The sequence below is a fragment of the Fuerstiella sp. genome (genome assembly GCA_022447225.1).
Taxonomy (GTDB): Bacteria; Planctomycetota; Planctomycetia; order Planctomycetales; family Planctomycetaceae; genus S139-18.
On sequence record JAKVAZ010000014.1, the window covers coordinates 59,539 to 83,030 of the forward strand.

14 protein-coding genes and 1 tRNA gene are annotated in these 23,492 nt (G+C 55.6%); 9 read left to right on the top strand and 6 right to left on the bottom strand.

The window, feature by feature from the left end; translation table 11 throughout:
* The first annotated feature begins 171 nt into the window (after positions 1 to 171).
* Entirely contained in the window at positions 172 to 1,605 is a 1,434-nt protein-coding gene (locus MK110_16095; GenBank protein MCH2212826.1) for a DUF1501 domain-containing protein, read from the top strand.
* Positions 1,606 to 1,735: 130 nt separating this feature from the next.
* Here MK110_16095 and MK110_16100 read toward each other — a convergent pair whose 3' ends face one another.
* Positions 1,736 to 2,458, bottom strand: coding sequence for a sulfite exporter TauE/SafE family protein (locus MK110_16100; protein ID MCH2212827.1), 723 nt, complete (start codon positions 2,456 to 2,458; stop codon positions 1,736 to 1,738).
* A 189-nt stretch (positions 2,459 to 2,647) separates the two neighbouring features.
* Between MK110_16100 and MK110_16105 the strand changes: the two genes are divergently transcribed.
* The 3 genes from MK110_16105 (at position 2,648) to MK110_16115 (ending at position 8,644) form a co-directional block, all read left to right on the top strand.
* Positions 2,648 to 4,864 carry an SMP-30/gluconolactonase/LRE family protein gene (locus MK110_16105; protein MCH2212828.1) on the top strand — a complete coding sequence of 739 codons (2,217 nt, stop codon included), beginning with the start codon at positions 2,648 to 2,650 and terminating at the stop codon, positions 4,862 to 4,864.
* A gap of 227 nt (positions 4,865 to 5,091) precedes the next feature.
* Positions 5,092 to 5,271 carry a hypothetical protein gene (locus MK110_16110; protein ID MCH2212829.1) on the top strand — a complete coding sequence of 60 codons (180 nt, stop codon included), beginning with the start codon at positions 5,092 to 5,094 and terminating at the stop codon, positions 5,269 to 5,271.
* A gap of 199 nt (positions 5,272 to 5,470) precedes the next feature.
* Positions 5,471 to 8,644, top strand: a complete 3,174-nt coding sequence (locus MK110_16115) for a PQQ-binding-like beta-propeller repeat protein (protein ID MCH2212830.1) — start codon at positions 5,471 to 5,473, stop codon at positions 8,642 to 8,644.
* Positions 8,645 to 8,908: 264 nt separating this feature from the next.
* Here the strand turns inward: MK110_16115 and MK110_16120 are convergent, their stop codons facing one another.
* Entirely contained in the window at positions 8,909 to 10,198 is a 1,290-nt protein-coding gene (locus MK110_16120; GenBank protein ID MCH2212831.1) for a hypothetical protein, read from the bottom strand.
* Between the two features lie 400 nt (positions 10,199 to 10,598).
* Between MK110_16120 and MK110_16125 the strand changes: the two genes are divergently transcribed.
* A complete protein-coding gene (locus MK110_16125; protein ID MCH2212832.1) occupies positions 10,599 to 11,642 on the top strand; it encodes a zinc-binding dehydrogenase in 1,044 nt (347 codons plus the stop codon).
* A gap of 43 nt (positions 11,643 to 11,685) precedes the next feature.
* On the opposite strand, the gene MK110_16130 is transcribed toward MK110_16125, so the two are convergent.
* Entirely contained in the window at positions 11,686 to 13,038 is a 1,353-nt protein-coding gene (locus MK110_16130; protein ID MCH2212833.1) for an MFS transporter, read from the bottom strand.
* A 1,360-nt stretch (positions 13,039 to 14,398) separates the two neighbouring features.
* On the opposite strand from MK110_16130, the gene MK110_16135 reads away from it, so the two are divergent.
* A complete protein-coding gene (locus tag MK110_16135; protein ID MCH2212834.1) occupies positions 14,399 to 15,049 on the top strand; it encodes a hypothetical protein in 651 nt (216 codons plus the stop codon).
* A gap of 72 nt (positions 15,050 to 15,121) precedes the next feature.
* On the opposite strand, the gene MK110_16140 is transcribed toward MK110_16135, so the two are convergent.
* Positions 15,122 to 15,784, bottom strand: coding sequence for a DUF3488 domain-containing protein (locus MK110_16140; protein MCH2212835.1), 663 nt, complete (start codon positions 15,782 to 15,784; stop codon positions 15,122 to 15,124).
* A gap of 863 nt (positions 15,785 to 16,647) precedes the next feature.
* On the opposite strand from MK110_16140, the gene MK110_16145 reads away from it, so the two are divergent.
* Positions 16,648 to 16,899: a hypothetical protein gene (locus MK110_16145; protein ID MCH2212836.1), complete on the top strand. Its 252-nt coding sequence runs from the start codon at positions 16,648 to 16,650 to the stop codon at positions 16,897 to 16,899.
* Positions 16,900 to 17,066: 167 nt separating this feature from the next.
* Entirely contained in the window at positions 17,067 to 18,500 is a 1,434-nt protein-coding gene (locus MK110_16150; GenBank protein ID MCH2212837.1) for an SUMF1/EgtB/PvdO family nonheme iron enzyme, read from the top strand.
* Between the two features lie 437 nt (positions 18,501 to 18,937).
* Here MK110_16150 and MK110_16155 read toward each other — a convergent pair.
* Positions 18,938 to 19,019 (bottom strand) — tRNA-Leu (locus tag MK110_16155).
* 727 nt (positions 19,020 to 19,746) lie between these two features.
* On the opposite strand from MK110_16155, the gene MK110_16160 reads away from it, so the two are divergent.
* Positions 19,747 to 20,841 carry a M48 family metallopeptidase gene (locus MK110_16160; GenBank protein ID MCH2212838.1) on the top strand — a complete coding sequence of 365 codons (1,095 nt, stop codon included), beginning with the start codon at positions 19,747 to 19,749 and terminating at the stop codon, positions 20,839 to 20,841.
* On the opposite strand, the gene MK110_16165 is transcribed toward MK110_16160, so the two are convergent.
* Positions 20,807 to 23,443 (bottom strand): FHA domain-containing protein, encoded by a 2,637-nt coding sequence (locus tag MK110_16165; GenBank protein ID MCH2212839.1) that lies wholly within the window; start codon positions 23,441 to 23,443, stop codon positions 20,807 to 20,809. The two genes, MK110_16160 and MK110_16165, sit on opposite strands and share 35 nt — an antisense overlap.
* Between the last annotated feature and the right edge of the window lie 49 nt (positions 23,444 to 23,492).

Here is a 23,492-nt window from a genome sequence, read left to right on the forward strand (position 1 = left end):
AGTCACCTGTCGACCTGCGAATGATGACATCATTGCTCTGCCGCTGCAGAGTCGTAAAATTGCACTGGCCTGTTATCAAAGCCTTACAACAGTTTGCCTCCCGCGGCGTTTTCTGCGGATTTGTCATCTGCTCTGTGAGTCAATCAATATCTCTGTCCCGGACTGATGCCAATGTCGATGTCGTGCAGACGACAATTCTTTGCTGATGGCCTCCATGGGCTTGCGGGAATTGCCCTGGCTTCGATGCTTGCCGATGAAGGGGTGGCGGCAGAGTCACCGGCGATTGATCCGACGCGTCCGTATGCACCACGTGCCACACACTTTGAGCCTCGCGCGAAGAACGTGATTGTGGTGTTCTGTTCGGGGGCACTGAGTCACCTGGATACCTTCGATTACAAGCCGCAATTGATCCGGTATCACGGACAACCATTGCCGGGCAACGAGAACCTGGTATCGTTCCAGGGACCCAACGGTAATCTGACGCAGCCACTGTGGAAATTCCGACCGCGAGGAAACAGTGGCAAGATGACTTCTGATCTCCTGCCGAGCATTGGTGACAAAGCTGACGAACTTTGCTTCATCCATTCACTCACGACCAAATCCAACACCCACGGTCCGGCTGAAAATGTGATGAACACCGGATTCACGTTCGATGGGTTTCCCAGCATGGGGGCGTGGATCAATTTTGCTCTGGGAAGTGAGAATCAAAACCTGCCGGCATTCGTGGCCATCGAAGATCCACGCGGAATGCCTCAGTCGGGTCCTAACAACTGGGCCAGCGGGTTCCTTCCGGCCGCCTTTCAGGGAACGCAGTTCAGCAGCACGAAGCCGATTCGATTTCTGGAACGGCCAAAATCCGTTTCCCAGGAGGCAGATCAGGCGGCACTCAACGCACTGCGACTGCTTGAAGAGATCAATCAATATAAGTTTCCCGGTGATCAGCAGTTAGCGGCCCGGATGGCCGGTTATGAACTGGCGGCGAAGATGCAGCTGACAATTCCGGATGTTGTGAAACTTGATGACGAACCACAGCACATCAGGACATTGTACGGAGCGGACAGCGGAAACCCACACAAAGCTGCCTTTGCCGGTAACTGCCTCCTGGCACGGCGGTTGGTCGAACGAGGTGTCAGGTTTGTTCAGCTGTTTAATGGAGCCTACGCATCGGGTGGGCGGATTAACTGGGACGGGCACAGTCAGCTTAAGACCCAGTACGACGTGCACGGAGAAATTCTTGACCAGCCGGTTGCCGGTTTACTGACGGATTTGCGTCAGCGAGGTTTGCTGGATTCCACTTTAGTGGTGTTTGCCACGGAATTCGGACGTATGCCCATGTTTCAGGCAGGCACCTTCGGCCGTGACCACAATCCGATGGGATTCACCTGCTGGCTGGCAGGAGCCGGAGTCAAATCGGGCTTCAGCTACGGGAGCACTGATGAGTTTGGGTATCGGGCCCGGGAGGACGTGGCAACACCACATGATTTGCATGCCACTATCCTGCATCTTCTGGGGCTGGACCATCGACGGTTGAATTTCTACCACAACGGGATCGAGCGACGGTTGACCGATGTTCACGGCAACGTGATTCATGATGTGATCGCATAACAGTCCACTTGCCGTGTTTTGCCGGCGTGTCGCCAGACAGAACAGACGCAGCGGGCAGGGTGATTCATTGTTTCACTGATTAAGCCCCATTGAAGTGTCACTGGCGTCAGCGGTATGCCGATGCGACCGGTTACCAAAGCCACAGCAGCCGTACTGTGTAACCGCCCATCACTGTCCAGAACAGAACGGCGTAGGCCCGCTCACCGAGTTCCCGGTTGATTCGACGACCCAGTAACGACGCCAGTGGGATTAATGGAAGTGCTGTCAGTACGATCTTCCAGGTGGTTGCGTTTATCAGCGACGACTGCACATAGACCAGTGACTTGGTCACATCGCCACCCAGTGACACCAGTGAGGCGGCTCCAACAAAGTGCATCCGGTCCAGACGCAGGCTGCGAATCGCAATTCCTTTCAGAGGGCCTGAAGTTCCGGTCAACCCGGAAGTCGCGCCTGCGAAGAATGCGAGAACCGTTGAAAACATCCGACCGACGGTCACGGGGCTGCGATCGATCATCGTTGATTTCTTCTCCAGAATCAGACTACCTGCCACACTGATCATGACTCCGACATAGATCAGATGTGCTGAAGCCCAGCGCAGGAGAGTTGCTCCGGCGCCTGCACCGATCATCGTCAGCAGCAGGATCCACAACGATTTTTCAATTGGAATTGTCTTCCGGTACACGGTGACCTTGGCAATGTTATTGCAGGCCAGAAGCAGCGAAGAGAGTACCACGCCGTGGTGTGTACCAAACAGCAGGACCATGGTAGGCACGATAATGAGGGATCCGCCCATCCCGGCGGCAGCGGAGACGATGAATGAAACTGCAGCGATCAGGAGCGCAAAAACGATCATGATAGCTCCTGCCCGATGTCCCGCGCATGACCCTTTGATCGATGGTCAGTGTGATCCCGGACCATCATAAAACTGTACTGAAATTCCGTCCCATTCTTCCTGGAAATCTGAATTTCAGGGTGTTTGACCGGCATCAGCCTGTCTCAGAATGTTAGGGGCAAATTATGACTCCTGCAGGACGCAGTCTGCATGGTACTGTACAATTCGGGTCAGGAATGCAGCAACCAAATCTTCAGTGATCACACTGTCCATCGGCTGATTTCAATTTCCCAGGTCTGGAAACATTTTGTGAATCTGATCGACGTATTTGAGCGTCTCGCTCCAGGTAACATCGTGACAACTGCCGGTGTTGGCTATCGTGACGGAGTTCCGGCTCAGGAAACAGACGCAGGCTGGCCGTTGGGAGTGGTTCGCCGCGCCGACGGAGATCTGATTGTCTGTGACTACCACGCCCATCGGCTGTGGCGCATCGACCGAAACGGGATTCTTCATTCGTTTGCCGGTGACGGTGTTCCGGGAAAGGATGGTGATGGCGGACCGGCGAGCGAAGCGAGGTTCCGTAATCCACACGATCTGACCCAGGATCAAAGCGGCAACCTCTATCTGTCGGATCTGGGAAACCGAACGATCCGACGGATCGATGCTGTTACGGGAATCATTACACTGGTGGCCGGAAACGGCCGGTCAGCCCGAGGAGGCGACGGTGGACCGGCCGTGCAAGCGGAACTCGACTGCACCTCCGGTGTGGCGGTCGATCAGCAGGGAAATGTCTATCTTTCAGACGAATGGGCCTGCAACGTTCGTCGGATTGACGTACACACGGGGATCATCGAGACCTGGGCTGGTCTCAATGCCCGCCACTATCCTTCAGAACAACCCGGCAGTCGGCCGGCAGCGGGACCCGGACACAGCCTGATGGGTTACCACGGTGACGGTGGACCAGCCAGCGAAGCCGCATTTTATCATCCCGAACATCTGGCGTTCGACTCAAAGGGCAATCTGTATGTCTGCGACAATTCGAACGATCGAATCCGCAGGATCGACGGTGATACGGGCATTGTCACCACGGTTCTTGGTAACGGTCAGCGTGCCTCCAACGGAGATGGCGGACCAGCCGACCAGGCCAGTGTGTTGATGCCTGACGCGATCTGCCTGGACGTGCACGATAATCTTTACGTTGGCGAAAAGTATGGATTTCGGGTGCGCAAGGTGGAAGCTTCGACAGGCATCGTCCGAACGCTGGTTGGCAATGGTGTGCCCGGATTTGGCGAAGAAGGGCTCCACGGATCGCGGACGACGTGTAACTCATGCGAAGCAGGTATCTGGGCCGATCCGGATGGTAGTGTTTACTGGGGCGACTGCAGCGGAAGGCTACGCCGCTACGATGGTACGACGGGGATTGTGACCACCGTCTTTGGCGGCACCAGTGTTCATGACGGCGAGCAGGCTGCGAGTGCTTTTCTGTGCGGTCCCGGTGGATTGTCACTGGGACCGGATGGTCACCTGTACGTTGCAGATGTGTGGAATCAGCGTATTCGTTCCATTGATCTCAGCACGGGCATCATCCGAACTGTGGCGGGAAACGGGGCCCGAGCTTATGGAGGCGACGGCGGGTCGGCGAAGGACGCTTTTCTTGGCAACCCGCACGATGTGTCGGTCGATTCCACGGGTTGTGTTGTCATCGCTGACACACGCCACGGCCATGTGCGTCGTGTGGACCGTGCAGGAATGATTCACGGTGTGGCGGGTGCCGCTTTTCAGTGGGACAGAGGTGACGGCGGACCTGCCAACAGTGCCTGCCTGGTTCAGGTCCTGTGCGTGGCACATGACAAGCATGACAATATCTACATCGGGGATGCGGGGGTCGGCCGTATTCGTCGGGTTGACCGGCAGTCGGGAACGATTAGCACCGTTGCCGGTTGTGGCCTGCCTGGATACACCGGTGATCATGGACCGGCTACAGAAGCCAGGATCGGTCGACCGACGGCCATTCGATTCGACGGAGACGGCAATCTGTATTTTACCGATGAGGCATATCACGTTGTGCGCAAGGTCGATCCCGACGGACGAATCAGCACCGTGATTGGCTGTGGTCAGCCGGGATTTTCAGCGGACGGAACACCTGCTTCAGGCGCGAGACTCCATTGTCCTTTCGGCCTCGCAGTGACGTCCGATGCGACGATCTATGTGTCGGACTCGTACAACCACCGAGTGCGCACAATCGCCCCGGACAGCACACTCAGAACAGTGGCCGGATGTGATGTTCCCGGGGATCGCGGTGACGGTGGTCCTGCGTCATCCGCTTCGCTTAACGAACCGCACGGACTGTGTCTGTTCGGTGACAACGTCCTGCTGATCAGCGATCGCAACAATAACCGCATAAAAGTAATCAAACTCGACCGGTGAGGACCGAATCACTCTGGTCAAACCCAGAAGCCGTTGCTGTGACCATTATGTCTTTTCACAAGTCCACCGAGTGGACAGGCGGTCTTCCGGGTTAGTTTGGGTACCGGGATCTCGGTATAGTTGAAGCGACTCAGGGTAAAGTTCCGGCACACGTCATTCGGGCCGTCGGGGCCTGCAGCGGGCCCGACGGTGATCATACCCACGATGTTGAGGTTCAGCTGAATTACGTGCTGCGAGGCTGGATTCGTATTGAACTGGAGGATGTGGGTGAAGTCCGTTTTGGGGCCGGTGACAGCTGGAACCAGAAACCAAATATTAAACGCGAAGTCCTTAAGTTTTCGGATGATTTCGAGGTCCCTGAGATTTGTATGCCGGCTGAATTGCAGACCAGGGATGCCGAACGCTGACTCACATTCGGCAGTGATCTTCAGTCACTCCGGGAGACAAAGTTACCAGGCTGAGTCCGCATGTGAAGTGTTTTTTGAGTTGGCTGTGATGAACATTTCAGCGAGTTACTTTGCATCTGCCGCTGTGAATGACATGATGAACTATTTGCTTCAGACGGTATCGGCCAGTTGAGAGTCACTCCAATCGGAGATTAACGCTATGCGCTTGTTTTCATCTGCTCTTAGTCTGTTGTTCGCCTGTGCGCTGATTATTCAGAATGGTATCGCTCAGGAAGCGTCCCGACTGATCGAACGTGCACAGCAGCAACGCGGGCTGTGCTGCGTACTTGGAGCCGGGGACGGGATGCTGCCACTGGCCCTCGCGCGAAGCAGCCAAATGCTGATTCATGTCCGCGATTCCAGTATAGATGCTGTCGAACAAATTCGGCGGCAGGCCGATGCCGCAGGCTTTTCAATCCAGCGTGTGGTGGCAGAGAAGGGCGATCCTGGTGCGCTCCCTCATGCCGACAACACACTCGACCTGCTGATTTCGAATCAGCCCGATGTTTTGGACGCTCTGGAAATCAGTGACGTCTTTCGGGCCCTGCGACCGGAAGGGGTGGCAATTCTGGGAGGTACGGATGCTGCCGACGCACTGCGGGCGTTTACGGCTGATGTCGAAGGCGCACAGTTGTGGTCAGACTCACACGGTGACTGGGTGCAGTTTTCCAAACCTGTTCCGGCAGGTCTCGACGAGTGGTCGCACTGGGAGAAATCTCCCGACAACAATCCGGTCTCACAGGATGCACATATCAAGGCGCCGTACATGACACAGTTCATGGCCAAGCCCTGGTATATCGGAATGCCGGCGGTGACCACCGCGGCCGGAGGCAGGACATTTCTGGCCATGGGGCATATCGCGCACCACAAGCGTGAATGGGGTGCGCTCAATCGCCTGATCGCGCGGAATGGATACAACGGTATGGTGCTTTGGGAACGTCAGCTGCCCGAAGACTATCTTGTCCATCGTTCCGCATTTGTGGCAACGAAGGAAACCTTCTACATGATGAACGGTGATCATTGTCTGCTGCTCGATGCCAGGACCGGGGAGGAACGAGACCGGATTCAAATCAAGGGAGTTCCGGGGGACTGGAAATGGATGGCTCTCAGCAACGGGATTCTGTATGTACTGGCCGGTGCTCCCGGGGACGGTGTGGAACTGGTCAGGGGCACACGGGCCTTCGGTGGCTGGAGCTGGGCGGACCTCAGCAAAGGCTACTATGGAAAGCGAATCCCGCACGGTTTCGGTGACGTGCTGGTGGCGTATGATCCTGAACACAAAGCCGTGCTGTGGCAACACAATGAGGAATCTTTGATTGATTCCCGGGGGCTGGCCATCCGGGATGGTCAGTTCTATCTGTACTGCCCCGATCGACACTTTCGAGCACTCGACAGTGAGACCGGCGAAGTCCGCTGGACCAACGGCGAAGAAGAGATGCTGGCTCTGATTGAGCAGCCAGGCAAGGGACTCACTTCGACACCCGGCTGGCGGACGCAGACGCTGGTGGTGGCGACCCCGGAATCACTCATCGTACAGGGACAGACCCGAATGAATGTGGTCGGGCTCTCCACCGACGACGGTTCGCTGCTCTGGCACAAACCCAAGGTGACCAACAATCCCAATGCGATTTACGTTGATAACAAAGTCATTGTGGGAATCGGAGAACGCGGCCGGCATTTGGTGATCGATCCCAGAACTGGTGATGTGGAGAACTACCTCAGCCTTGTGAAGGTGGCATGCACGCGTCTCACGGCCAGCACCGATTCGTTTTTCGCACGCGGCGAAGGAATGACTCGATTCGATCGTGTGAGTGGAGCTGTTCAGATCGACGGTGCTGTGCGGCCTGCCTGCAATGACGGCGTTATTCCTGCCCACGGCCTGATCTATCTGGGGCCCTGGGCCTGTGACTGTAATCTGGCACTGATTGGCAATGTGGCGAGGTGTTCAGCGGGTGATTTTCGGTTTGACTACAAGGCACGGGACGAGGAACGCCTGGAGGTTGCCCGGAACGCGGACACTGTCCAGGCTTTTGAGATCCACGACGGCGACTGGCCGATGTATCGCAGCAACCTGCATCGCTCTGCTGCAGCAACGGTTGCGGTGCAAAAAGCCGGACGTCTGAACTGGCATCACCAGCCGGACCGGGCGTTTGTCCCCAGTGACCTCAGCGCAGCCGGTGGACTGGTTTTTGTGGGGGGTGAAGACGGCAAAGTTCGCGCGATCGACGGGGAAACCGGAAAAGTACGCTGGTCGTATCAGACAGCAGGTCCCGTGAAGTACCCACCGTCGTTGTGGGACGGCCGGGCTTATGCGGGAAGTGCCGACGGGTTTGCGTATTGCCTTGAAGCGGCCACCGGTCGACTGCTGTGGCGTTTCCGCGCGGCACCGGTCGAACGCCACATCATGATTTATGATTCACTGAGTTCCACCTGGCCGGTCAATACCGGAGTGCTGGTGCATGACGGTGTCGCGTATTTCGGTGCCGGAATCGTAGACCACGACGGTACATTCATTTACGCCGTTGATGCAGGCACCGGTCAGATGATCTGGGAAAATACCACGTCCGGACATCTCAATCCGGACCTCCGCAAAGGGGTCAGTGTCCAGGGAAATCTAACCATTCTGGATGACATGCTGGTGATGGCCGGAGGCAATGTGGTCTCGCCGGCGCGGTTCGATCTGAAGAGCGGGAAGTGCCTGGAATCGCCTCGCAAGCAGGGAAATCCCCAGGCAAATGGTGGCAAGTTTGTCGGTGTGTTTGGTGATAACACGTTGGTCGCCGGCGGCCGTATTCTTTACTCCTCGCCCAGAAACGTTTCCACCAAAGGGGCATTTGCAGTCTGGTCGGCTGATGGTGAGTCCATGCGGCTGAACTACGGAGGTATTCCTCCGGCGTGGAATGATGAAGCCCTGGCTGTGGCCAACTACAAGTACGGCAGAATCACGAGTCTGAGTGTGAACACGCTGGCAGAAAAAATACACGAAGGACTGGATGCGGAGTCCCGAAAGAAAAGGCCCCGTGCTCGAAACCTTGTGAGTTCTCTGTCGACCCGCGGAAATGTTCGCTGGCAGTCAAACCTGGGTGATTCCAGCGAATTTGAATCACTGTCCGTTGCGCTGGCCTCCAATGCGGTGGTCGCAGTCGCGAGATACCAAAATCGCCACCGTGCGGTGCCTCAATTTTTCCTGACAGGACTCAACTCAGAAGACGGTGAACAAATGTTCCAGATGGAACTCCCGGCCGAACCACTGCCCGGCGGACTGCTTGTTGACCGAAACGGCCACGTCATGGTTGCCATGCTCGACGGGGGAGTTGTCTGTTTCGGACCGTAAAAATCCGCTGCGCCGGCGACAATCGCTGTTGTGGTCGGGCTGTTCGTGTGCATCGAATGTTTGTTCCATTCACTTCCGGCACAGGGCGTTTATTGGATAACCCTGGATTCCGGGTCAGCGCCTGTATTCATCTGCACCCGGTTTCAGCAGATCTGATCCGAGAAACGTGGCGGAGACTCAAAAGTAGAGTGTGGGATTCCCGGAATCAGGTTGGCGGCAACGAACGTCGTCTGTGAAGTCGCACCGTGCTGTTGACAGCACTCGTCACACAGGTTTGAGTTCGAACCCGAATCCGGGGCGATTCGACGGTTGCATATAAACCCCCTCGGGACCTCGTGTCACTCCATTTTCCTCCTCAAATCGTTCGTAGACTTCTGCCGGGCCGCCGGGCCAGGGAAGGAACATCTCACACCACGGAGTGTTCTCGTTGCTGAACACAAAATGGGCGGCTCCACCTCGCCAGCCCCCGTGAGGAATCACAGGTGTGTTGCCGGCCCGGGCCAGTGCATCAATCCATCTCAATTCTGTCAGTCCGCCGCACCAACTCATGTCGGGCTGCCAGATGTCGGCGGCGTTGTGACGTGCCAGCAACTCAAAACCGTAGCGAGTGTATTCATGTTCGCCGGTTGCCATCCGTGTCGAATTGACCCGAGCGTTTAAACGTTCCATCCCCGCATAGTCGTCCGGCGTCAGGCACTCTTCCATCCAGTAAACCTGATGTGGCCGGAGCCGTGCTGCCAGCTGTTCTGCGTATGATTCTGTCAGAGCCATCCAGCAGTCGATCATAATCCGGCCGTCAGGGCCAAGCAGTCTGCGGGCCCGTTCAACAAGCTGCTCGTTCTGATCCAGTCCGGCTTCTCCATCGGCCGGACCGTACGGAAGTGCGAGTTTAAGTTTCGTGAAACCGAACTCAACCGCCTGTTCGATGTTGTTGCCGGTGCAATATCCGGGCACACGCTCCCGATGCCCGCCGCCAAGCAGTCGATATACCGGCGTGTCAAGGGCTTTGCCGACGATGTCCCAGAGTGCATTATCAACAGCACTGATGGCATGTATGGCAAGCCCCTTGCGACCATAGTAGAGCGTCCCTCGCCACATAATGTCCCACAATCGCTCCAGCTGAAACGGATCCTCATCATGCAGCAGCCTGGCCAGATGACCTTCGGCCACAAAAGCTGCGCCCGGCCCTCCGTAGCCATACCCGGTGATCCCCCTGTTGGTTTCGACCACAACCGTTTCGGCACCGAGGTCTTCATGGAAAAACAGCGATCGCCTTGGTTTGAATCTTGGATAGATGGACAACGGACTCGCGACCTCGACCTGCAGGGCATTCCACGATCCGACAGCCGGTTTGTAGGCAGGCCGCGGACGTTTGGGGACAAGCTTTGCAGCCCGAATGGATGTGATTTTGAGACCGCTCTTTTCCTTCAGAAAACTCAGAGGGGCTGGTTCCGGGAAACGGGTGACCGTATTTCCTGCCAATGTTCCGGTTTCGCTGCTGAGATACGCCAGCCCACCAGCGGCAGCGTTCCTGATGAAAGCACGACGATGCATGTTGGTCTCTTCCCGGGAAAAGTTCTGAGCAGGATATCGCTGTATTCATCAACCGACTATCACGGCTGGTGCAGGAAACCACTCATTAACTCTCTCGACAGTGAGGTCCTGACAGGGCATCGTCGTAATGATGTTCGAGTAAATAATCCAGGCAGCTGATGCGAGTCGTCGGTTATGCGAAAGAAAAAATGTTGATGTTGAGGATCGTTCCGGCTGTGAACGCGGGGCACCGTTCCGGTGTTGGCCGGACAGGAGTGTCACAGTAACAGGCCGTTCACCGGCCTGCGAACATCTGAACGGCCGGCAGGCCGGTTCGCGTGTTTCAAATTCGTTCTGTTCTGTCCATACTGTCCTTTCTGATCAGGCACCTGTCCGGCAACCGTATATGGGAACAGAACGAATGACCACGATGAAGGCCGCCTTCTTCAACGGCAAAGGGACGATGGAAATTGCCGATGTGCCTCAACCTTTGCCCACTTCTGACGACGTCATTATCCGGGTTCGGGCAACCGGGATCTGCGGATCAGATCTGCTGATGAACAATGACAAAACAGAACCTGATGTTGTTCCCTTCGGGCATGAGGTTTCGGGGGAAATTGTTGAGGTCGGTGGTGGTGTCGAAAAGTGTCTGGTGGGACAGCGGGTTGCCGTGGAGACGATTGGTCAGGGGCTGGCCTGTTTGCGCTGCTGGTACTGCAGGCACGGACAGTTCCGGCAGTGTCTTAACAAGGCGGAAAATGAAGGTGGTGGCTTTGCTCAGTACATGAAACGCCGCGCCGTGGGGTGCTATGTGCTGCCGGAGCAGCTTTCATGGGAGGAAGGCGCCTTTGTCGAACCGCTGGCGGTTGCCGTCCACAGTGTGCGCCGGGGACAGATGCGGGGTGGTGAGACCGTTGTCGTACTTGGATCCGGCAGCATTGGTCTCACCGCAATCGTGTCCGCGCGTGCACTCGGAGCCGGTCAGATTCTGGCAACCGCCAGGCATGAGCAGCAGGCGGAGTCCGCCCGGGGTCTTGGAGCAGATCAGGTGCTGCCGGCCGACGGTGAGGCTTTGCGGGCGGCTGTCGAAGATGCCACCGACGGCCGCGGGGCAGATTTGACAATCGAGACGGTGGGAGGTCTGACGGGGACCACACTGGAGCAGGCCATTGAGGTGACGCGTATGCAGGGACGCATCGTGGTGCTCGGTGGATTTCGGAGACCAATCACTCTGGACTGGCTGCCCCCGCTGCTGAAGGAGCAGTCGATCATTTTCTCGTCGTGTTACGGCATTCAGGACGGTCAGCACGACTACGAGCTGGCCATCAAGCTTCTGGAGTCCGGCAAGGCACCGCTGGCGCCGCTGGTGACCCACTCGTTTTCACTTGAGGAGATTGATCGAGGTTTTCAGACGGCATACGATAAGAAGACCGGTTCGATCAAGGTGCAGATCGTACAGACATGAGGCCGCTGTTGCTGAACAGACTCCGGCTGCAGACGACGATTGATCAGGTTTGACCGGTCGTTGCGGAGGTTGACACTGTCTCATCGACAACAACCAGGCGGCGGGTGCAGTCGACCATCAACCAGCAGGTTGTCGTCAGTAAATAGACTGCGGCAACAAAGTAGAACAGCCCATTGAAACCGTAATTGGTCTTCACCCATGCCATAATCGGTCCGGCTGCGAACAGGCCGGTCGCACCAACTGTGTTGACCATCCCGAACACCCGACCGGCGGCGGGGCCTCCGATGTCGGTGACGGTTCCCCACCAGGTGGGCTGACTCATGTCGCTGAAGAATTTACACAGGAACAGCACTCCCATGATCACCCGGCCGTCGTCGAACAGCAGGCTGGAACAGATCAGCGCCGCAGCGACCACCTTGCAGCTGCCGGCAATTAATCTCCGGGCCCATCGTCTGTTACCAATGACCCGGATCAGTACGTCATTGAGAATCCCCCCGCACAGGCCTCCCAGGGCACCACCAAACAGCGGCAGGCTGGCAAACAATCCCATTTCTGTCGGGCTGAATCCTTTGGCCTGCACCAGGAAAGTTGGCATCCAAAAGACAAACAGGTTGTCGGCGAAGGTGCTGAAGAACGATGCACCGAAGAAGGCAGCCATATTACGAATGTTGCCGGCGGACCAGTCCCACCGCAGGGGAAGGTTCGATGTGACCACCGGTTCGTCCGCTTCGATCAATGAGGCTTCAGCTTCGTTAACACGAGGATGCCGGCGAGGCGAATTGCGAAACAACACAGCAAATACGACGGCAAAAATGATTCCACCGCCGGCGGTGACCAGCAATGCTGTTTGCCAGGTCAGCTGACACCAGCCCATCAGCAGCATGCCGATGATCAGTGATGAGCAGGCACCGCCGGCCCGACCGGCGAACGACGAAATGAACCCCTGCTGAGTCGTGCGTGTGGCTCGGGGAATCCAGGTCTGAGTGATCTTGCCCAGACAGGGGTAACAGGGTGCCTGGGCCAGTCCCATCGCCAGTCGAATGGTCGCCAGACCGTACAATGTGGACATCACGGCCGGTGCCGCTGTGACTACCGACCACAGAACAGCGCTGGCAGGAATAACAAGATGCGGCCCCATCAGGTCACCCGCCAGCCCTCCCGGGAACTGTCCCAGCGAGTAGGTGATTCCGATCAGGCCATCCAGCCACCCCATTTGCTCTTCGGTGACCACGCCGTCTTCCAGCATGTACGGTTTGATCACGCCCCAGGAATATCGATGGACATAATTGATGTAGCTGGCGAGTGAGGCCAGTCCAAAAATTAACCAGCGCACATTGGTCGGCTGATCGGCGTCGATTTTGTCACCTGATGAAACGAGGTCTGGTGTCGATGACATAAATTGACTCGTTGGGTCCGTATTGATCGCGGGTCGATCCACTGATGAATCAGCAGTTTGTTCCGCCAGTGGGAACCGTTCTGACCGGCCACGTGTTTTTCGGTCCGCGTGCGAAATGTTTATGAAATATCAATTCTGCATTTTGACAAGTTAACTTGCAATCCTGTGAGGCGTGGAGCAATAACGCACAAATCTCTCAGGAAGACGAACCGCAGTTGCAGCAGTTGCGGACGGTCAACAGGTTTTAGCACCACGCATGGTGACAGTAACTCCAGGCCTGTTTGACACGCACATCGCCTTGAAAATTTGTCGTTTGGCAACTTTCAAAATTTCGCATACCGGTATTAGCCAATGACGGTGATTCTTAGCTGGCTTTGGAACCTGGCAAATTAGATGAAATGACTGAGCCTCCGGGACTCATGAACAACAAGTCGCGCCGGTTCGGATTGTTGATTCCGAACACAGCTGAAGTTACGTTGAGGTCGAAGTAGTCAAACCGTCTGCGTTCTGCCCGCAGCGTTCAGGATCTCCCCCGGTTTTATGCTGTCCTGTTCGCAGACTATGTCAGCCCACCAAATATAAGGCCCCACAATGTCACGCGTTTGTGGAATATTAAGTATGAGTTTTGCGTGGCGATTTGCGGCGGCTGCGCAGAGAATTCAGGTTACTTGTTCGACCAGCTGGCAGTTTCGTCCAGTCCGGCACAGTTTCGCTCAAGGTTTTCAGGTTTGCAAAGTGAGTCCATTGAATTGTCAGGATTTCACATCCAATGCCAAAGTGACGGGTGTTTCGCATCGGGTCACTGTCGGTTCCGTGTTTACGAATGACTGGAAACAGTTCACGTCGCTGCAGATTCCAGCAGGTGTAAATTTGTCATTTATGTGTGCGGCGTTGTTCATTTCCACCGTTTCTCCGGGGCTAACCCTGGCCTCTCTCGAAAGAAACAGAGACAATGTTGACGACACGTTTTCGATATTGCCTGGCTCCTGAAGGCCCGCGGTGGTTCCCGGATGACACGACCTGTTTTTTGAGCAAAGTCATAATCAGCGGCCAGGTGGATTGTTACGAACGATCGGAAACGGAGAATTATGGATCGAATACACCAAACAAACACACCGGTTACGGGGGCCATGTAATGAACGCCAGCTCGGCAGGTTTTTTCATTTCTTTGACATTACTGATTTTCGCAGGTTGTGATTCATCGATTCAAACACCGTCATCGACTGAAACACCGGGCATAGCTGAAACACCGACGGCAGGTGAAGAATCGACGGCAGACCCAACACCGTCATCGCCTGAAACACCGGCCATAGCTGAAACACCATCGGTAGTTGAACAACCGAACGCAGAGGAAGAAGCTATGGCTGTGATTGAAGCTTTGGGAGGTGTGGTCATCCAGCGGGAGGGAGTCGCCAACGACTGCAACTTTTCCTATGCGCAGATCGCTGATGCGGATCTGGAGCACATCAAGGAGCTTACCCGGCTCCAAAGCCTCGGCCTGACCGCGACACCGATTACGGATGCCGGGCTGGAACATCTTAACGGACTCACCGGTCTGAAGAGTCTTCATCTCTCCTTCACGTCGATTACTGATGCGGGTCTGGAACACCTCACCGGACTCACCGGCCTGACAGAACTCCGCCTCAACAACACGGTGATTACGGATGCCGGGCTGGAGCACATCAGCGGGCTCACCCGACTCCAAAGCCTCGGCCTGACTGCGACACAGATCACGAATGCCGGACTGGAACATCTCAACGGACTGACCAGTCTGAAGATTCTCTACCTGTCCTTCACTCCGATTACCGACGCGGGTCTGGAACACCTGACCGGACTCACCAGCCTGGAGTCACTTCACCTCGGCAGGACGTCGGTTACCGGCGCGGGTCTGGAACACCTCAAACGACTCACCGGTCTGAAGGATGTCTACCTCGATCGCAGTCGGTTCACCGACGCAGGGCTGGAAGAACTGAGTACAGCGCTGCCTGCCTGTACTGTCCATGCGAACTGAACCGGCGGATTCGTCCGGCAATCACGAATGCGCCACGGCCCGTGAAACGGTACACGTGAAAGCGACATCCAATCAGGCATCAGAGTGGTTAATGCGAGGCTCCGGAATCACAATTGCCGAATCGGACAGGGCAATTGGGCCAAACAACGCAAAGTAGTAACGAAACTGCAGCTTTTGCACACCAGGTTTGATGCCGACGTGCAGTTGCAGTCTTTGAGGACCGGTGTACTTGTCGATTTCTGTTTCACAGAACTTTCCGTCCTGGAATACTTTGTAGTCGTCAATACGGCATAGATCATCTTCCTCGTCCATATCGTCCGGGGTCGCGTCCGGCCCGACCAGCAGCAGTTCTCTCGGTTCCCAGTGCGCGAATCCATCAGTACCCGCAGCCGGTGTAATGGTCACGTCCAGTTTATGCCAGATGAATTGTGTGACTTCCTCATGCAGATCCTGAAGATCTTCTTCCATGTCATCGTCTTCATCGAATTCTTCAGCATCGAATTCCGGCGGGGCGGCGGTGCTGACGTCATGCAGCGTAATCTGAGCGCCCGACAGGGTTTTGCTTTTCAGTTTAAAAGGGCCCAGGAAGGCCCGATGCAGGATGAACGGTACGATCCACGCGAGACTGAAAACCGCTCCCACAATACAGATGACTCCAACCCACCACGGCAGAAACTTAAATACCAGAAACACGGCTGCGAGAGACACGGCGATCAACAGCACGAATTTGTTCATCAATGATCTCCAGAGTGGTGATTGAGTCCTGTTCGATTCCGCAGGCTGATTGTGATCTGCGGGGTGAAATTTGTGATCATGCAGGGGGTATGATTCAAAGCAACCGTCGCAGGCGGTCCGTACCGTCACCGGCTACAGACAGCTCATCCCGTCAAACGTTTTTGGTGTGACGAATTGTGACAGGGCCGCAGTACTACATAATTCGTGCCAAACGTCGAACAGCCGCCAAAAGCAGTCGCCAACGGGCCTCGTGTTGGATTTGTTCTTCTGCAGTGCAGCAATTCGAAACAGGCCTTCAGCTTAGGTGTGCCAAATTGCACCAGCAAACGGGCAGTCGCTGGACACCATTTGACGCTCACCCCAAAGCTGTGGTCCGGGACTAGATTGAACATCGCCGCGGTCAGAAACCGATGTCTTTCAGCAGCCTGGCCTTTGTTGGCAGGCCGGCGTTCCCACAGCAGTCGACAGACTGTTTTTGCGGGGTCGACCCTGTTTGGATTCAGCAAGTTCAATGGTTGTCAAACCGTGGATTCCGCCGTTCCCTCTGTAGGCCAAATTCAACGTGCACCGGGTACCACAGACAGCATTCTGCACCGCCCGACTGCTCGAAGGGAAAGGGCGGTAAGCACGGAGGCAGACGTCCCTCAAATTTCTGTCCGATTCACTGGCGTGTTCTCTGAAGAACAGAGGGTGCTGCTGTATCATGCGAAGTGAATTGCCGTGGGCACGGTGTTATGCTGAGCGGTCGCGTGTTTACTTTGCTGAGCATCCTCGCCACAGTCATTGCTCCTTTGGTGGGAAATTATTGATATCTGATTCCGACGCCTCTGACGATCCTTCCTTATCTCTGCAGCAGCAGAGTGATGTCACAGGCGATCGCTTTGAAGCTGATTGAATCCAGCATGGACATCAAGCAGATGATCGCTTGGTTTGAAGCCGAACGTTCGACCCTGACCATGACGGATCATTCGCACATTGCCAATCTGCCGGGTGTGGGGATCACGAAGCACGGCACTTCCTGCTTTATGCTGAAACGTTGCAAATCGGCTGAAATGGCAGCATGGAACCGAAGGGGCTGTGAAATTCATAAAAAACAAACAATGGTCAGACTGTGATTGGTCCTCAGAATGAGCTGATCACCGATTGTATGTCTGGTCACCAGATTAAAGGGATCAAAATGTGGCGTGAGTATGAAATCCTGTGTCTGAGCCTTTGGGTGGTGAGTTGCTGTGGTTGCGCCCAGGATCAAGCCGATTCGGGAACGCCTCCGGAACCGAAAGCAGTGAACTCACAGAAGGTGGTACCTCAGGAAATCCCGGTCGCGACTGTTGAAGACTTGTTTGATCAGCTGGCAATTTCGTCGAGTCCTGCCGATTTTCTGTCAAAATTCACCGTGATACAAAGCGATCACGGTGATGCGGCCGTACGTCTGGCGGAACAGGAACTTGCTCAGCCGATTAAGAGCGATGTCAGTCCGGAAGAATCCGAAGTATTGGTTCGTCGTCAGGCCAATGCGGCAATCCTGCTGTTGAAACTGGATAAGCCACAGTCGGTGTGGCCTTTGCTGAAACAGAGTCCGGATCCCGGTCTCCGCAGTTCTATTATCAATTGGCTGGGCCCGCGGGGAGGTGATGTGCAGACTGTCATCTCCCGCTATGAACAGGAATCGGAAGTGAGCGTCCGGCGTGCGCTGCTGCTTTGTCTGGGGGAGTTTGAGTTATCGGATTCGGCTCGTCAGCCACTGATCGACAAACTGCTGGATGTTTACAGGAACGATCCGGAAGCGGGTGTTCATGCAGCGGCCGAATGGCTGCTGCGTCGGTGGTATGCGGCGGAACAACTGGTGATGATTGATGAAGAGCTTGCTCAGACCGGTGGACAATTTTTGACGGTCGATGACAACGCCCGCGACTGGTTTATCAATGGCCAGGGGCAGACGTTTGCCGCGCTTGATGGCGGTGAATTTCAGATGGGATCTGCGGAAACGGAAGCTCACCATCAAGAAGATGAAAATTTGCACCGTCGTGTGATTGAAGGTCGATTTGCGATAGGTGTGAAAGAAGTGACGTTCGCCCAGTGGCGCACGTTCAGCAGTCAGGCGGGTCTGACGGATGATGAGTCTGTCAGTGGCAGCGATGACTCACCGGTGGTGAATGTAACCTGGTTTCAGGCCGTCCATTACTGCAACTGGCTAAGCGAGCGGGAAGGGATTCCAGAGGATCAGTGGTGTTACGAAGCGAATGCTGACGGTGTTTACGGTCCGGGAATGAAATCTCATGATAATTTTTGGGAGCGGGGCGGTTACCGCTTACCGACGGAGTCGGAATGGGAATATGCGTGTCGAGCGGGTTCAGTGACCAGTTATAACTACGGCAATACGAACGACCTGTTGTCGAGGTATGCCTGGCACGGGGAGATTAGTGGAGATTATCCCCATCCTGTGGGTCTGCTGAAGCCGAACGACTTTGGTCTGTTCGATATGCATGGGAATGTGTTGGAGTGGTGCTCGGACTGGTATGGTGAATATCCGGACGAAGTTGTCCGTGATCGCAAGGGACCTTTGCAGGGTTCGGACCGGGTGCTCCGGGGTGGCAGCTGGATCAGCAACGCCAGGTATTGCCGTTCAGCGTTCCGCATCTACTATGCGCCGGTCAACCGTTACATCAACCTGGGCTTTCGTGTGTGTCTGAGTCCGTCGGGGGCCGGAGGCCGGTAAGGGCAATGGCACAGAAGTATCGCGACCAGCGTAGCCAGTCTCTCGCGTTTTCTTTCAATCTCAGGCTCCGCCCTCCCTCAGTCCCAGGTTCCGGCCAGACATTGCCAGTTCTGGAAGCGGTGCGTGGATCGTTTCATCACTGAGGAACATTGGTTGTCACGGTGAGCAGGGAAACAGAGCTTTCCGGGCCGGCGCTCCGCAGTCGGAGCTGCGGAAAGAGATCACCAATCGAATAGTTTGACTGTTACCGACTCATGTGTTTTGCAGCTGGATGGAAAACAGCCCAAAAGGTGACTCGAAAGTATGACCTGAAGACAATGGAAGAACAATTCGTCAAAGCGAAGCCCGAACGGTCTGAATTGGCCTGGCATGCCTCTCATCAAACAGTGACTTGTCCGGATAAACACAGCTCATCAGTCAAACCGCTGGTACAAGATAGCCGAGGCGGGACTCGAACCCGCACGCCCTTTACGGACCCGGGATTTTAAGTCCACCCATACTGTCTGACCAGTGTCCGGCGAGTGTCGGAACACTGGTTTTTGACGCGTGTGATTGATGCAGGAAACTGCGCCAAATGGCTGCTGCATCCAGTGCGAGGTGACACTTTAGGTGACACCTCGCCTGGGATCGGCAGGTCGAGATGTCAAAACATGATCTGGATGAGATCCGCTAAGCCATCGGGTTTTGCTGAACGAGCGTGGGAACATTCAGCAGCTTCAAGTTGCGCAGCATGAACTGCAGGCAGCCGACGTGAGCAGGCTGTCGCTGGGACGTGCAATGGATCCTCAGTCAGTTGTACCTCGCCGCACGCAAGGGGGGCCTTGACCCCCATCGCGGTGCCACATGTATTTAGGCAGGCCTCTGAGTTTTTTCCCGGCCCAAAGCTTGTTGTGATTTAGGGCAACAGGTCATACTCAGTCGCAGAATATGGTTTCCCGGGTAACGCAGGTCGAGCGAGAGCATGGCCAAAGATCACGACAAAAGTCCTCGCGATCAAACCAGTATCGCAGGAGCCGCGGAGTGGCTTAGCCACGGGCCTGTAGACTGAGCGTCGATGCGATGACCATCGACGTCCACGCACCAACCGGCGATTTCCCGATCACGTTCGGTTCAGATGATTCGCAGTATGACACAAACCACGATGTAGCGCATCCGCGTGTTGAGTGACGATCGGTTGGTGAGTGAGTTATGATCGCGTAGTGATACTTAAAGAACGTGCCGATTTGTGAAGCGAGGCTGCGGTGCTATGTCGGAAACAAAACCACGCATTCAAAAATGGACGCCGGTGTGTCTGATCATTCTGGTCGCAATCGCTGTCTGGCTGGTTCGCAGCGAAGGTGAGAAAAACCGCAAGGCCTTCGAGAAAGCGAGCACCGATCTGAAACAGGAAATCCGAGACGCTCCCGGCAGGTCCGTGAAAGCGGCTGCGAAGGAAGTGGTTCGCTTGCCGGGACAAATTTTGGACGAAATCCGAGACGGCGTCCTGGATGACTCTTCATCCGCAGAGACCGATGCGAAGGGCGACCCGACATTCGACGATAAGGTTGATTCGGAGACCAGGCAGCGTGATGCAAGTGACTTTGTTTCAGATGTTTTCAAGCTGGGCCAAACAATTACCAAGACGGTCGACAACGTTGGGCAGGAAGTCCTGGCATTAAGCGTCGAAGATGAGAAGCGGATCGGTGGTCAGTTGCACGACCTCATTCGCAAACAGCACAAGGTGTTGAGGTCGGACGGCCAGGCAACTCAATTGAACCGACTGGCAAAACCGTTGCTGCAGAGCTGTAAGCGTCCGGGCATTGATTACACGTTCACCGTACTGGATTCACCCGAAATCAATGCATTCTCGCACGTGGGCGGTTACGTCTACGTCAACACAGGATTGCTGGAGTTCGTGGGGGGAGATGTGGAACTTGAGTTTGTGCTGGGGCACGAAATCGCGCATGTCGAACTAAAGCACTGTACGCGCAACCTGACATATGCGGCCCGCGCGTCGGAACTGGCGGGAGAATTGGGCGAAACGTTGGTTCAGATCGCGTACCATCTGGTTGCCGTGGGGTATTCGGAGGACCAGGAATTTGCAGCCGACAAGTGGGCCTTTCGGCAAATGATCGCATTGGGACGTGATCAGGATAAGGCCCTGGCTCTGCCTCGCCGGTTTGCAGAGAAGGAGAAGCGGGAGGGACGCAGCAAAGAACGGCCCAGGTCGCGGGCTCCTGCCGATACCGTCGTCCAGGAAATCGACAATCACTTCCGGACTCATCCTGCCGCCGCCGAACGACTGCGGCGGTTGAAAGGGCTGAACGTCACGTCTGATGGACGTCGCGACGGTAGAGAATAGCGCCCGTGGCATAGAGCGTGACGCATAGCATGGTCAGTAGCACCACGATCCCGGCAAAGATGCTGGTGCGTCCGTCTTCTTCGGGGAAGGACGTCTCCGCCATGTCCTGTTCTTTGTTGCCTTCGACGTTCCCTGGAACTATCGGCTTCGTCCAGGAGATTCTCTGATCGGATTCGATGAGCAGTACGCTCTCGAATGCCCATCGAGAGGGCATCATATATGACGCGATTTTCATCATTGTGCTCGTCTGGTGCAGGGGCATCAGGACACCACCGAGCATGACCATGGGCAGGAGGATCAACGGGAGAATTGCGACGGCAGCTTCTGACGTGCGGACCAGTGCCGAAACCAACAGCCCGATCGACAGGCCGACCAGCGACACTAATACCAGGATGAACAGCATGCCCAGCCCGGAGCCTTCCAGGCCGTTGCCCCAGTGAACGATGCCCAGCAGGCAGATGCACTGGACCACGCACAGGGAGCCCAGAACCGCGAACTTCGAACCGATGTATGGCACGATCCGCAGGTTGACCATCCGCTCGCGATGATAGATGGCCCACTCCGCAACAATTTCGCGAATGGAGTTAGAGCAACCAAACCAGAGTGCTGACAGGGAAAGCAGAAACACTGTGGTGGTGGAGGCCTTGGCTACGCTTAGCCAATTCCCGTCGTCCATCGCCTTGCTCGACTCGCGCCCGAAGATCTGCCAGATCAAGATCGCGATGATTGGTGCCTGCGCGAGGAGAATGAGCGTATTGGCCCTGTCCTTCATCTTGATGGCCAGGCAGCGCAGAACGAGCGGCCGCCACTGGATTGATGGACGTTGAGTGGTCGGGCCGGTTTGAGTCGAGTGCTCTTGAATGACGGCGGATCTACGGCGCCGTTTCGACACGAATTCCTTTTGATAATCCGATCCGGAGTACTTCTGCACCCAGTCGTCTGTCTGACCACGCGCCAGTCCCCGCAGCACCTCGTCAGGTCCTGGGAACATTCCGGGAATCAGGTCGGACACTCCATCTGGATTGAAAAATTTAACGGAGTCAGGATAGGCCGGTCCGTAGTAAGCCATCTGTCCTGGCTGCCTCGACTCCTGGTCCCTGGAAACGACGACCAGGTTATCAAGCAGTTGAAAGATCTCCAGACTGGGCTGGTGGATCGTAAGCAAAATCGTTTTTCCGGAATCTGCCAAGTTGCGAAGGACCTTCATAACGCTCAGCGCATCTTCGGAGGAAAGTCCCGACGTCGGTTCGTCGAGAAACAAAAGTGATGGGTCGGTCAACAGCTCCATGGCGAGATTGACTCGCTTGCGCTGGCCGCCACTGATGCCTTTTTTTTCGGGCGAACCGATCAGTACGTTGTGCGTGTGTTCAATGTCCAGATCGGCCAGTACCTTCTTGATCCGGTTATGAATTTCACGATCTCGAAAATCAGGTGGCAGCCGCAGGCGGGCCGTGAAATACAGAGCCTCGGCAACGGTCAGATCCGAGTGGATGATGTCGTCCTGCGGCACATACCCAATCTGACCGCGGAACTGGCTGTAATTGCGATAGAGATCCTCGCCGTTCAAGAGGATGTTCCCATTGCTGGGTGGCGTATAACCGTTCATGGCCTTCATCAGGGTCGTTTTTCCTGCCCCGCTGGGACCCATTAAACCGGTGAACTCCGATGGGTTTATTGTCAGTGAAATCTTGTCAAGTAACCGAAAGCCGGGAACATCGATGGCAATCGATCGTGCCTCCAGGGTCAGGTCGCCACGAAAATCACGCTTTTTCAGAGATCCGTCCGCGGTCAACACAAAACTGAAGCTGCCTAACGAAATTGTGTCTCCCGGATTGACCGGGGCTGATCCGTCGATTGCTAGGCCATTGACGAACGTGCCATTCGTGGAATCCAGGTCTTCCACAATGATTGACGAACCCGTCCGAATCATGCGCGCGTGCTTCCCCGAGATCATGGGAAAGTCCAGAACCTGATCGCAATCTGACGAGCGACCAAAGGTCATCTCTCGGCCACTGAAGGAAATTGCCTTCGACGATCCTGACGTTGATTCTTTCGAATCGGCAGTCGCAAGTTGGGATCCGCGTGGATCGGGCAATGACCGCCCCAAGAGTTCGCTGGCCTGAACCGCGTGTGAACCGAAAAAGACCATGTCTGTCGGCGAAAGCGGCGAACGTTCGATGTGATTGTCTGGTGTTCCAATTCCCGTGCCGTTGGTCGAGCCCAGGTCTTCGATGACGAGAGAATCTCCACTCAGGATGATCTGTGCGTGATAAGAAGAAACCGCCGAACGAGCGATTACCACGTCGTTATCCGGCGCGCGGCCAATACGAATGATCTGCGTCCTAACAGCGCCCGTATCCTGGTCCGCGTCCGGCCAGGGCATCGGGACGTTCTGGCCCAGCGTGATACGATCCGATCGCTTGACTGAAACCGATGTTGTCACCTGGATCCTGTTGACGAACGTACCGTTCGCCGAGCCCAGGTCTTCGATCAGAAATCCGTCACCGACTTGTCGCAAACGGCAATGCTGACGGGAAACAACGGGGGCCTCGACTACGACATCGCAGTCCGCAGAACTGCCAATGATCCATTCGCGGTCCATCGTCAACGTTCTTTATGAGAGTAAGAGACACAAACGTCTTGTGTGGCAT

Coding starts and splice junctions, on each gene's coding strand:
- MK110_16095 (MCH2212826.1), top strand. CDS start 172: ATGTCGATGTCGTGCAGACGACAATTCTTTGCTGATGGCCTCCATGGG.
- MK110_16100 (MCH2212827.1), bottom strand. CDS start 2,458: ATGATCGTTTTTGCGCTCCTGATCGCTGCAGTTTCATTCATCGTCTCC.
- MK110_16105 (MCH2212828.1), top strand. CDS start 2,648: ATGGTACTGTACAATTCGGGTCAGGAATGCAGCAACCAAATCTTCAGT.
- MK110_16115 (MCH2212830.1), top strand. CDS start 5,471: ATGCGCTTGTTTTCATCTGCTCTTAGTCTGTTGTTCGCCTGTGCGCTG.
- MK110_16120 (MCH2212831.1), bottom strand. CDS start 10,198: ATGCATCGTCGTGCTTTCATCAGGAACGCTGCCGCTGGTGGGCTGGCG.
- MK110_16125 (MCH2212832.1), top strand. CDS start 10,599: ATGACCACGATGAAGGCCGCCTTCTTCAACGGCAAAGGGACGATGGAA.
- MK110_16130 (MCH2212833.1), bottom strand. CDS start 13,038: ATGTCATCGACACCAGACCTCGTTTCATCAGGTGACAAAATCGACGCC.
- MK110_16135 (MCH2212834.1), top strand. CDS start 14,399: ATGGCTGTGATTGAAGCTTTGGGAGGTGTGGTCATCCAGCGGGAGGGA.
- MK110_16140 (MCH2212835.1), bottom strand. CDS start 15,784: ATGAACAAATTCGTGCTGTTGATCGCCGTGTCTCTCGCAGCCGTGTTT.
- MK110_16145 (MCH2212836.1), top strand. CDS start 16,648: ATGTCACAGGCGATCGCTTTGAAGCTGATTGAATCCAGCATGGACATC.
- MK110_16160 (MCH2212838.1), top strand. CDS start 19,747: ATGTCGGAAACAAAACCACGCATTCAAAAATGGACGCCGGTGTGTCTG.
- MK110_16165 (MCH2212839.1), bottom strand. CDS start 23,443: ATGGACCGCGAATGGATCATTGGCAGTTCTGCGGACTGCGATGTCGTA.